This window comes from Nonomuraea sp. NPDC003707, assembly GCF_053587055.1.
In genome coordinates, this window is record NZ_JBSFNK010000024.1 from 182483 (window position 1) to 193268 (window position 10786).

At 68.6% G+C, this 10786-nt stretch carries 13 protein-coding genes; 12 read left to right on the forward strand and 1 reads right to left on the reverse strand.

Annotation, left to right across the window (positions count from 1 at the left end):
- Window positions 1–160: 160 nt before the first annotated feature.
- The 5 genes from ACWDRB_RS44275 (at window position 161) to ACWDRB_RS44295 (ending at window position 5415) form a co-directional block, all read left to right on the forward strand.
- Window positions 161–1327: an ABC transporter substrate-binding protein gene (locus ACWDRB_RS44275; protein ID WP_449904537.1), complete on the forward strand. Its 1167-nt coding sequence runs from the start codon at window positions 161–163 to the stop codon at window positions 1325–1327.
- A gap of 68 nt (window positions 1328–1395) precedes the next feature.
- Window positions 1396–2256 (forward strand): carbohydrate ABC transporter permease, encoded by an 861-nt coding sequence (locus ACWDRB_RS44280; RefSeq protein ID WP_449904539.1) that lies wholly within the window; start codon window positions 1396–1398, stop codon window positions 2254–2256.
- Window positions 2253–3131, forward strand: a complete 879-nt coding sequence (locus ACWDRB_RS44285; protein ID WP_449904542.1) for a carbohydrate ABC transporter permease — start codon at window positions 2253–2255, stop codon at window positions 3129–3131. Before ACWDRB_RS44280 ends, ACWDRB_RS44285 begins: the two co-directional genes overlap by 4 nt.
- Window positions 3128–4735, forward strand: a complete 1608-nt coding sequence (locus ACWDRB_RS44290) for an alpha-amylase family glycosyl hydrolase (protein WP_449904545.1) — start codon at window positions 3128–3130, stop codon at window positions 4733–4735. The genes ACWDRB_RS44285 and ACWDRB_RS44290 overlap by 4 nt, the downstream gene beginning before the upstream one ends.
- A gap of 17 nt (window positions 4736–4752) precedes the next feature.
- Window positions 4753–5415 carry a TetR/AcrR family transcriptional regulator gene (locus ACWDRB_RS44295; RefSeq protein WP_449904547.1) on the forward strand — a complete coding sequence of 221 codons (663 nt, stop codon included), beginning with the start codon at window positions 4753–4755 and terminating at the stop codon, window positions 5413–5415.
- Between the two features lie 19 nt (window positions 5416–5434).
- Here the strand turns inward: ACWDRB_RS44295 and ACWDRB_RS44300 are convergent, their stop codons facing one another.
- Entirely contained in the window at window positions 5435–6031 is a 597-nt protein-coding gene (locus ACWDRB_RS44300) for a DUF2218 domain-containing protein (RefSeq protein WP_449904550.1), read from the reverse strand.
- A gap of 179 nt (window positions 6032–6210) precedes the next feature.
- Between ACWDRB_RS44300 and ACWDRB_RS44305 the strand changes: the two genes are divergently transcribed.
- The 7 genes from ACWDRB_RS44305 (at window position 6211) to ACWDRB_RS44335 (ending at window position 10631) form a co-directional block, all read left to right on the forward strand.
- Window positions 6211–6993 carry an alpha/beta fold hydrolase gene (locus tag ACWDRB_RS44305; protein ID WP_449904552.1) on the forward strand — a complete coding sequence of 261 codons (783 nt, stop codon included), beginning with the start codon at window positions 6211–6213 and terminating at the stop codon, window positions 6991–6993.
- A gap of 99 nt (window positions 6994–7092) precedes the next feature.
- Window positions 7093–7545 (forward strand): hypothetical protein, encoded by a 453-nt coding sequence (locus ACWDRB_RS44310; RefSeq protein WP_449904554.1) that lies wholly within the window; start codon window positions 7093–7095, stop codon window positions 7543–7545.
- Window positions 7538–7669 carry a hypothetical protein gene (locus tag ACWDRB_RS44315; protein ID WP_449904557.1) on the forward strand — a complete coding sequence of 44 codons (132 nt, stop codon included), beginning with the start codon at window positions 7538–7540 and terminating at the stop codon, window positions 7667–7669. Before ACWDRB_RS44310 ends, ACWDRB_RS44315 begins: the two co-directional genes overlap by 8 nt.
- Window positions 7670–7674: 5 nt before the next feature.
- Window positions 7675–7932, forward strand: a complete 258-nt coding sequence (locus tag ACWDRB_RS44320; RefSeq protein WP_449904560.1) for a hypothetical protein — start codon at window positions 7675–7677, stop codon at window positions 7930–7932.
- On the forward strand, window positions 7907–8563 hold the full coding sequence (locus ACWDRB_RS44325) for a GPP34 family phosphoprotein (RefSeq protein ID WP_449904562.1): 657 nt from the start codon (window positions 7907–7909) through the stop codon (window positions 8561–8563). Before ACWDRB_RS44320 ends, ACWDRB_RS44325 begins: the two co-directional genes overlap by 26 nt.
- Window positions 8564–8628: 65 nt before the next feature.
- Window positions 8629–9525, forward strand: coding sequence for an ABC transporter ATP-binding protein (locus ACWDRB_RS44330; protein WP_449904565.1), 897 nt, complete (start codon window positions 8629–8631; stop codon window positions 9523–9525).
- The gene (locus ACWDRB_RS44335) at window positions 9522–10631 is read left to right on the forward strand and encodes an ABC transporter permease (RefSeq protein WP_449904568.1); all 1110 of its coding nucleotides are present in this window, start codon (window positions 9522–9524) and stop codon (window positions 10629–10631) included. The genes ACWDRB_RS44330 and ACWDRB_RS44335 overlap by 4 nt, the downstream gene beginning before the upstream one ends.
- Window positions 10632–10786 lie beyond the last annotated feature (155 nt).

A 10786-nucleotide genomic window follows, 5' to 3' on the forward strand; every position in this document is an offset into this window, starting at 1 on the left:
CGACGACATAGCCCAGAAGTAATCAGAGAAAGCGGCAATGATGTTGACACGTGAACGACGTCTGCTCCGTGCCGTCACGGTAATCGGAGCGGGCTCAGCACTGGCCGTAGCGCTCACCGCGTGTTCCGACTCCCAGCAGTCGGCCTCCACCAGTACGGCTATGGATCCGGCGCTGGCCAAGTCCGCGAAGGGAAATGTCACGGTCTGCGGGCCCACGGACTCGTCGGGCGTCTGGAAGGCCACGATGGAGGCCTTCAACAAGGCGCACCCGGGGACGGTGGCCAATTATGTAGAGCTGGGAGCGTCGGCCGACGACCAGCTGCAGCAGATTACGCAGCGAATGCAGACGAAGTCGACGCAGTGTGACGTCGTCCGCCTCGATGTGGTCTGGACGGCGCAGCTGGCCGCCCAGGGCTGGCTCGCGGACATGAGCAAAGTCATCTCGTCCAAGCTGGACAAACTCATTCCGTCCACGGCCGGCACCCTGCTCTACAAGGACAAATACTGGGGTGTCCCGTTCTATTCGAACACCGGTCTGCTCTACTACCGCACCGACAAGACGCAGGCTCCGCAGACCTGGCAGCAGCTCTACTCATATGGCGAGGCGGACTCCAAGAAGGGATTCCTCTACCAGGCCTCACAAAGTGAGTCGCTCACTGTGAGCTTTCTCGAGTTGTTGTACAGCGCGGGCGGCGAGGTGCTGAACGACAAGGGCGAGGTGGCCGTCAATTCGCCGCAGACGGCCGAAGTCCTCACGTTCATGCAGAACGGCATCAACAAGGGCGCCGCGCCGAAGGCGGTGCTGACGTACGACGAGGACGCCACCCGCCTCGCGTTCGAGTCCGGCGCCGGCGCGACCATGCGCAATTACCCCTACGCCTACGCGGCCGGCCAGAAGTCGGCCATCGCCGGCAAGTTCGCCGTGACGCCGCTTCCCGGGTGGAAGACGCCGGGCAACGGCGTCGGCGTGCTCGGCGGCAGCAACGTCGCCGTCAGCACGTTCTCCAAGAACCAGGCGGGCGCCCTCGCGATGATCGACTTCATGACCGGCGACAGCTGGCAGGAGCAGATCGCGGTCAAGAACGCGCTCGCCCCCGCCGTCGCGGCGGCCTACACGTCCGAGCCGGTCAAGAAGGCGCTGCCGTTCTCGCAGGAGCTGCTGAAGGCGCTGACGAGCGCGAAGGCGCGGCCGGTGTCGCCCGTCTATCCGCAGATCTCGCAGGCGATCTACCAGACCGTGGGGAAGGTGCTCTCCGGAGAGCTGACTCCGCAGGCAGGGGCCTCGCAGATGGCGGACAAGGTCGGCACCGCCCTGAAGACGTTCTGATGGCAATGCGGTTCTTCCGATCCTCGAGGCACCTCTCGGACTCCACCGAGAGGCGCCTCGCGGCGCGTATGGTGGCGCCCGCCCTCATCCTCATGGCCGGCGTCGCCGGCTATCCCGTGCTCTACGCGATCTGGCTCTCGCTGCACCAGTACAGCGTCATCACCCCTGGGCTCTCGCGATTCGTCGGCCTGGGCAATTACGCCGAGCAGCTCACCTCGCGCGCGTGGTGGGAGGCCGTGCGCAACACCTTCCTGTTCACCGCGATCTCGGTCCCGCTCGAGCTGGTCATCGGGATCGGCCTGGCGCTCCTGCTGAACATCGCCTTCCGGTTCAGGACGCTGCTGCGCAGCATCGTGCTGCTCCCGTACGCGATCCTGACGGTCGTGTCCGCCATCACGTGGCGGACCATCTTCGACCCGGATCTGGGTCTCGTCTCCACGATGCTCAGCTCCCTCGGCCTCACCGACGCCGGCGTGGTCTGGCTGGGGCAGAGCGGATACGCGATGACGGTGGTGATCCTGGCGGACGTCTGGAAGACGGCGCCCTTCGTCGCGCTCCTGGTGCTCGCCGGGCTTCAGGTCATCCCCGCCGACCTGCGGGAGGCCTCGCAGATCGACGGCGCCGGCGCTTTGCGGCACTTCTGGAGCATCACGCTGCCCCTGCTGTGGCCCGCGATCGCGCTGGCGATGATCTTCCGTACGCTCGACGCCCTGCGCGTTTTCGACCTGCCGTTCGTGCTGACGCGTGGCGCCTACGGCACGGAGACGATGTCCGTCCTGGCCTACCAGACCTTGCGCGGCAACCAGCTGATCGGCGAAGGATCCGCGGTGTCGATCCTCACGTTCGCCATCGTCATGTTCGTGTCCTTCCTCTACATCCGCTTCGCCGGCGGCAACATCCGATCGGTCGTCAAGGGAGGTTCACGATGAGCAACACCGCCACCGGCCGGCAGCCGTCGCCACGGCGAAGGGCCCGGCGGCGCGGTCCGGAGCACAACCCGCTGGTCTGGTGTGCCATCGCCGTCGTCATGGTCTTCTCGATCGTGCCGGTCTACTGGCTGGTCAACACGTCGTTGAAGACCGGGCCCGACCTCTCGACGGCGAGTCTCACCCCTCCGCGCCCCACTTTCGAGAATTACCTGGCGGTGCTCGGCGACAGCCAGTTCGTGGGCGCGCTGGTCAACTCCGTCATCGTGGCGACGACGACCACCCTGCTCGCGCTCGCCGTCGCGTCGTTCGCCGCGTATCCTCTCGCGCGGCTCAGGATGCGCGGCAAGTTCCTCATCCTGAGCATCGTGCTGTCCGTGACGACCTTCCCGGGCATCGCGATCGCCGCGCCGATGTTCTCCCTGTGGAACGATCTCGGGCTCTACAACACGCTGGTGGGGCTGATCATCCCCTATCTGACGTTCACCCTGCCGTTGTCGATCTACACCCTCGTGTCCTTCTTCAAAGAGATCCCCGTGGAGCTCGAGGAGGCGGCGTACATCGACGGCACGTCCCCGTTCCAGGCCTACTACAAGGTCATCCTCCCGCTCGCCGCACCCGGTATAGCCACCGTGGGAATCCTCGCGTTCATCTTCGCCTGGAACGAGTTCCTGCTCGCGGCCACGCTGACGTACAGTCCCGAGGCCCGCACCGTCCCCGTCGCCATCGCGTTCTTCACGGGCGCGAGCGAGTACGAGCAACCGCTCGGCACGATCAGCGCCGCGTCCGTGATCATCTCGATCCCGCTCGTTCTCCTGGTTCTGGTCTTCCAGAGAAAGATCGTGTCCGGCCTCACCGCGGGAGCAGTCAAAGGATGAACGCCCAGAACGGACGGTGGTGGCGCGAGGGCGCCTTCTACCAGGTGTACGTGCCGTCGTTCCAGGACGGCGACGCGGACGGATTCGGCGATCTGCGGGGTGTGGAGCGGCGCCTCGACCACATCGCGGCACTCGGCGTGACCGCGGTGTGGCTGAGCCCGATCTATGCCTCGCCGCTGCTGGACTTCGGCTACGACGTGTCCGGTCACACGGAGGTCGGGACGGTGTTCGGCGATCTGGCCACCTTCGATCGCGTGGTTCGAGGGGCGCACGATCGAGGGCTGCGTGTCGTCCTCGACTACGTGCCCCAGCACACCTCCAGCGAACATCCCTGGTTCCGCGACGCGCTGTCGAGCCGTGACAGCACGCACCGGGACTGGTACCTCTGGCACGATCCGAAGCCGGACGGCAGCCCGCCCAACAACTGGGCCTCCGCCTTCGGCGGCCCCGCCTGGACCTTCCACGAGCCGACCGGGCAGTACTACTACCACGCGCACCTGCCCGAGCAGCCGAGCCTGAACTGGCGCAACCCGGCCGTCCGGGAGGCGATGTTCGAGGTCATGCGGTTCTGGCTGGACCGCGGGGTCGACGGGTTCCGCGTGGACGCGGTGTGGCGGCTCATCAAGGACGCGCAGCTGCGCGACAACCCGATGATGGATGACGGCGGCGAGTCGTTCGAGATCGGCGGCGCGGGCGCCCACACGACGGTCCGGCAGATCCAGAAGTACACCGCCGACCAACCCGAGCTCCCGGGCCTGCTCGCGCAGATGCACACGGTCATCGACGAGTACGACGACCGGATGCTGATGGGTGAGCTCCACCTCAAACTCGAACGCGTCGCCGCCCTCGGCACGCGGGGGCTGGACATCGCGATGAACTTCTCCCTCATCGACGCCCCCTGGAACGGCCTCGACCTGGCGAAACTCATCCAGCGCTACTACGCCGCGCTCCCACCCGGCTCGCACCCCAACTGGGTGCTGAGCAACCACGACAGGTCCCGGCTCGCCAGCCGCATCGGGACGGAACGCGTCCCCGGCGCGCTGGCCCTGCTGCTCACGCTCAAGGGGACGCCGACGCTCTACTACGGCGACGAACTCGGCCTGCCCGACGCCCCGGTCGACGCCGGGCGCGCCCGCGACTGCGCCGAACTCCGCGCGCCCGGCCTCGGACTCGGCCGGGACCCCCAGCGGATGCCCATGCCCTGGGAGGCGACGCCGTCGCACGCCGGATTCACGCCCGACGACGTCGAGCCGTGGCTGCCCGTACCCGCGTGGGCGGGGCAGTTCAGCGTCGAGAGCCAGGAACTCGACCCCCGCTCACTCCTCTCCCGCGTCCGGGAACTCCTGAAGCTCCGGCGAGAGCTGGCCGCGCTGCGCCAGGGCGGCATCACCGTGCTCTCCGCCGACCCGGACCATCTCGCCTACCTCCGTCGCGACGGCGAGAACTCACTCGTCGTGGCGGTGAACCTTTCCGACCGCGACCAGACGGTCGCGTTTCCCGGTTCCAGGAGCACGCTCTGGTCATCGCATGCGACCCTCGGCGAGCGAGACCGGCTGCCCGGTGCGGTCACTCTCGCGCCTTTCGAAGCGCGACTCCTGCGGTGACAGTTCGGGGGTCGCGCGTGCTGACCAAGCTCGGCCTTCCGGACCGGGCCGCCCGCAGCGACACCTCCGATGACCCCTGCGTCGCCTCGTACACTGGCTGGGTGCCCAAACTGTGGAACGAGACGATCGAGGCGCACCGCCGTACCGTGCATGACGCGATCCTGGACGCCACAGTGGAGCTGGTGGGCGAGCGGGGGCTGCTGGCGGTGACGATGTCGCAGATCGCCGAGAAGACCGGCATCGGCCGGGCCACGCTCTACAAGTACTTCCCCGACGTCGAGACGATTCTGGTGGCCTGGCACAACCGCCAGGTCGCCGGGCATCTGGAGCACCTCGTACGGGCGGGGGAGCGTGAGGCCGATGCCGGGCGGCGGCTCGAGGCCATGCTGGAGACGTACGCGCTCATCCATCAGCAGATGGCAGGGCACGGTTTCAGCCCCGACCTCGTCACTCTCCTGCACCGATCGCACGACGCCGGCCACGCCCGGCAGCAGCTGCACGCCATGTTCCGCGATGCGCTGGCCGATGCCGCGCGGGCCGGCGTCATACGTGACGACGTGGCGGCGGACGAGCTGGCCACGTTCTGCCTGCACGCGCTTCAGGCGGCCGGCGCCCTTCCGTCCAAAGCCGCTGTCCAGCGGCTCGTCGCACTCACTTTGTCCGGGTTGCGAGCCCGCTGAGCCGGACGCCCGGTCGGTCTCAGCGGGCTTTGGCGGACGGTCGGCGGCGGCGCCAGACGTGGGTCGCCACCAGGGCCGCCTTCACCAGGAGGGCCACCAGGACGACGTCCGCGCCCAGTCCGGCCCAATGCGGAATCGCCAGAATGCCCGCGGCCAGGCCCACGTGCACGCCGACCGCCAGGACGGCGGCCACCGTAAGGCCGAGCACCGTATGCCGGCTTCGACGCGGTGCAGCCTTCGCCACGGCAGGCGCTGTTCCGGCGTTCGCGTCCGTACGGTTCCAGTCCACGGCCAGGCCGTCCCTTCTGCCCATCCGCGTGATGTTCCTGGTGAGGAGGGTCTGGAGGCGCTGCAGCCCGTCCTCGTCCTCGGCCTCGATCCGTAAGGTCAGGGCCTCGGGAGTGGCCTCCAGAACGCAGGATCCCCGGTCGACGGTGATGGTCCCGCTGGTCTCCGACCACTCGGCCTGGACGTTCTTCGGCCTCTCGCTGCCCGTGTGCCGGTCGCGGCCGGGGTGAGCGGGGAAGCCGTGGCCCATCTGGGTGGCGTGGCGGCATAGCTGGACGAGGTATCGGCCGGCGCGTTCGGTTGTGACGCGGGCTTCGGCGGTCGGCATCGGCAGTCCTTTCGGGATTCGGTGAGGGTCGGATTCTGGTGAGCGCGGCGAGCCGGGCCAGGACGCCGTCGGGGATGCGACCGCCTCTCTGTCTCGACCTGAAACATGTCGTACTATATACATACACTCTGTATCGCAAAATTCCGCAGCACCGCGAACAGATGAGGAGTGCTGGACACGTGAGCACGCTCGAAGTCCCAGGAGCCCGTCTCTACTACGAGACCCACGGGAGAGGCCCTCTCCTCCTCCTGATCACAGGCGCCCCTGGCGTGGCGGACGTATATCGAGCCGTCACCCAGCACCTGACCGCCCACTTCGCCGTCGCCATCTACGACCGCCGCGGCTTCTCCCGCAGCCTCCTCGAAGGCTCGCAGGACTACGCCCGCCGCCTGGAAACCGACGCCGACGACGCTCGCCGCCTGATCGAGCACCTCGGCGCCGGGCCGGCGATCGTCTTCGGCGCCAGTTCCGGAGCCGTGGTCGGACTGGAACTCCTCGCCCGCCACCCCTCTGCGATCCGCACTCTCATCCCGTACGAACCGCCCGTGACGCGACTGCTCCCCGACGGCGACACATGGGTACGGTTCTTCTCCGAGGTCTACGACCTCCATCGGCGCTCCGGCCCCGAGTCCGCGATGACGCTGTTCCGGGAACGCACATTCGCCCCCTATGACCACTGGCACATGGCCAACGCCCCGAGAAGCGACGCCAACGCCGCCTACTGGTTCGAGCACGAGCTACGCCAGTACCCGCCGGCCCCTCTCGACCTTGCCGCGCTCGCGGCGCACGCCGGTCGTGTCACTCCCGCGGCCGGCCGCGAATCACGCGGACGCCCCTGTTACGAGGCGACCGTGGCGCTGGGCAGGCGTCTGGGTCGCGACGTGGCCGAACTTCCAGGCGGCCACATCGGCTTCATCACCGACGCCCCGGCATTCGCCGCCGCACTCGTCAAGTCGCTCTGACAGGCGCGGAGGGGAGAAGCTCAGACCCGGCCTTCCACAGTCGCCCAAAAAGTGATATCACTTTGCTAGCAAGGTGAAGTCACATAGAAGGGGCGGACGATGGCGAACGCATCGGGCGAGGCCGCACTTGAGACCGCCGTCGTGGACATGCCCGCACCGCGCACGAGCGAGCACCCGGTGCGGGTGGCCGACGGGTTCGTGATGCTGGGGGTGGCGACGGGGCTGGACCTGGCCGGGATCGCGCTGCTCGTCGTGGGGATCGTCCTGCTCGCCGCGGGGGCTGGGCAGGGCGGCATGTGGGTGGTCATCGCGAGCAGCCTGATGATCCTGCTCGGGCTCTTCATGTCCTTCGGCCTCACCGCGGTGGCGCCGGGGGAGGCCAGGGTGGTGCAGCTGCTCGGCCGGTACGTCGGCACCCTGCGCACCCCGGGCTTCCAGCGGGTCAACCCGATCACGGTGCGCCGGTGCGACGGACGTGACGAAGGTCAACGACGCGACCGTGGTGGTCTGGCAGGTGCGGGACACGGCGCAGGCGGTGTTCGAGGTGGATGACTTCGTGGAGTTCGTCGCCATCCAGGCCGGCGCGGTGGTGGCGGCCCGGCAGCGGATCGTCGAGGGGGCGGTCGGTGACCGCGACACCCAGCCGGTGGTCAACACCGGCACGCTCTACCCGTAATCGCCGTGGAGCGGAAGAAGATCCTGCTGCGGCTCGACCCGGTGGTCCACGACGCGCTGGCCAGGTGGGCCGCCGACGACCTGCGCAGCACGAACTCGCAGATCGAGTTCCTGTTGCGCAGGGCCCTCTCGGAGGCCGGACGCCTGCCGGACAGCGTGGGGCGGATGCGCCCACGCGGACGGCCGAGGAAGGCGCCGGAAGACGACACAGATCAGGAAGAAGAAGGGGAGCAGGCGGATGGAGACGCAAGTGAAGCAGGGTGAGTCACTGACCCGATCGGCCTTCCTACTGGCCTTCGACCTGCGGAAGGAGAAGCTGACCCAGCGGGGAGACCTGGGTTACCTGCTGCGCGCGGCCACCCTCGCCGAGCTGCTGCTGGCGGGCAACCTGGCGGACGAGTCGGGCAAGGCGCGAGCTCTCACCGCCCCGGCCGCCGAGCCGGGTTCGCTGCGGGCCGTGGTCTGGGAGCAGATCTCGAACTCGCCGCCCCGCTCGTGGCGGCGGTGGGTGCAGAAACACAACGGCAAGGCGGTCCGCTTGGTACGCGACGAGCTGGCGGCCGCCCGGATGATCAACGTGGAGCGACGCCGGATCCTGCTGTTCCCGGTCGAGCGGATCACGCCGCGCAAGGCGTACCTGTCACGCAGGCTGGCCGAGCGCGTCGGCCAGGCCATCCGCGGCGGGCAGCCGGTCGGGCTCCTGGATGAGGACGTCCGCGTCCTGGCGGCGCTGGCCACGGCGGCCCGGCTCAAGACGGTGGTTCCCTCCTGGCGGGAGGCGCGTCTGCGCCGGGACCGGATCCAGCAGCTGTCCGCGCCGGTCGAGCCGATCGCGACCGCATTGCGCAAGAGCGTCGATGAGGCCAGGGCGGCGGCGGCGAGCGGCGGCGGCTGACATGACGCACCACGGCGGCTCATCGCACAGTTCTTGGCGGCACCCATGATGAAGGAGAGCACCTGATGCTCGAGATCAGCGAGTTACACAAGCGCTTCGCGGGCGGCCCCGACGCTCCCGACGGCAAGCTCGCCCTGGACGGGATCAGTTTCGCCGTACGGCCGGGGGAGATGTTCGGGTTCGTCGGCGCGAACGGCGCGGGCAAGACGACGACCATGCGCATCGTGATGGGTGTGCTCCAGGCCGACTCCGGCTCGGTGAGCTGGCAGGGCCGCTCGCTCGGCTACGACGACCGGCGCCGCTTCGGCTACATGCCGGAAGAACGCGGCCTCTACCAGAAGATGCGGGTCGCCGAGCAGATCGAATACTTCGGCCGCCTGCACGGGATGAGCGCAGCCACTGCCAAGAAGGCCACCGAGGACCTCATGGAGCGGCTGGGCGTGGCCGAGCGCAGGAACGACCCGGTGCAGGCGCTTTCGCTGGGCAACCAGCAGCGCGTGCAGCTCGCCGTGGCGCTGGTGCACGACATCGAGGTCCTGGTGCTGGACGAGCCGTTCTCCGGACTCGACCCGATCGCGGTGGACGCGCTGGCCACCGCTCTGCAGGAGCGGTGCAGGGGCGGCGTGCCGGTGATCTTCTCCAGCCACCAGCTGGAGCTGGTCGAGCGGCTGTGCGACTCGGTCGGCATCGTGTCCGCCGGGCGGATGGTGGCCACGGGCACGGTGGCCGACCTGCGCTCGGCCGAGGACGACACGCTGCGGGTGGTCGTCCGCGATCCGTCCCCCGGCTGGGCGGACGGACTGCCCGGCACGGTCACCGTGTCCGGCGACCGGCACATTCTGCGTACGACGAACGGCGACGACCAGGAGATCCTGCGCCGCGCCATCAAGGCCGGGCACGTCGAACACTTCGACCACGAGCGCCCGACCCTCACCGAGATCTTCAAGGAGGCCGTGGCGTGAACGAGTTGATGCTGGTCGCCCGCAGGGAGATCGTGACGCAGCTCCGTACGAAGGCGTTCGTCACCGGCCTGATCATCACGGCCGTGCTGGTGGCGGCCGTCTCCTTCGCGCCGAAGCTGCTCGACGGGCCTAATTCCTACACCCTCGGCACCGTCAACTCCCAGCGGCTGCCGCTGGAGGCCGCCGCCCCGGACTCGGAGTTCACCTGGCGCGCGTTCTCCGACGAGGCCGCCGCCAAGCAGGCCGTGCTCGCAAAGGACGTGGACGCGGTGCTGGTCAACGGCACCAAGGTGCTCACGGACGGGGAGATCGACGACCAGCTCGGCGTGCTCCTGCAGAGCGTCAACCGGGAGGCGAAGCTCGGGGCCGCAGGCGTGTCGATCCCGCCGCTGAAGATGGTGTCCGTGGGCGCCGACACCCGCTATCAGGCCGCGCGCACCGGGCTCGCCGTGGTGCTGGTGATCGTGCTCTTCATGATGCTCATCGGCCAGGTCGGGATGGTGGCCATGGGCGTGGTGGAGGAGAAGGGCAGCAGGATCGTGGAGATCCTGCTCTCCACGCTGCGGCCGTGGCAGCTGTTCGGCGGCAAGATCGTCGGGCTGGGCGCGGTCGGCCTGATCAACCTGGTCACGATCCTGACGGTCGGCCTGGCTGCCTCCATGGCTTCGGGCATCGCCGGCGACTTCCCGCCCGGCATGCCGGGGCTGGTGACCGGGGTGGTGGTGTGGTTCGTCCTCGGGTACGCCTTCTTCGCCACGCTGGCGGGCGCGTTCGCCTCGCTGGTCTCGCGCCTGGAGGAGGTCAACAGCGTGCTGACGCCGGTCATCATGGTGATCATGGTGAGCTACTTCGTGGCCTTCTACGCCACCCTCGATCCCACGGGCACGCTGGCCACGGTCATGTCGTACGTGCCGCCGTTCTCCTCGATCGTCATGCCGGTGCGGATGGCCGCGACCGAGGTGCCGCTGTGGCAGGCGGGGCTCTCCACGGCGGCGATGGTGGCGGCGGTGCTCGCGGCGCTGGCCTTCGGCGCCAAGGTGTACCAGCGGGCGGTGCTGCGGACGGGCGCCAGGGTCAAGCTCGGCGACGTGGTACGTAGGCGCTGAATGGGACGATCTGACCAAGACCGCTGGTGGACAGGTCGCTAGCGTTGCCTCGGGCAGCTTCGGGGGCCGCTGTCCTGCCCGGCGCCGACGACGGTGACCTGGCCAGGGGTTTCCGGTGCCATGGCGGCGGCCGTGCACACGATCTGGTCGATGGC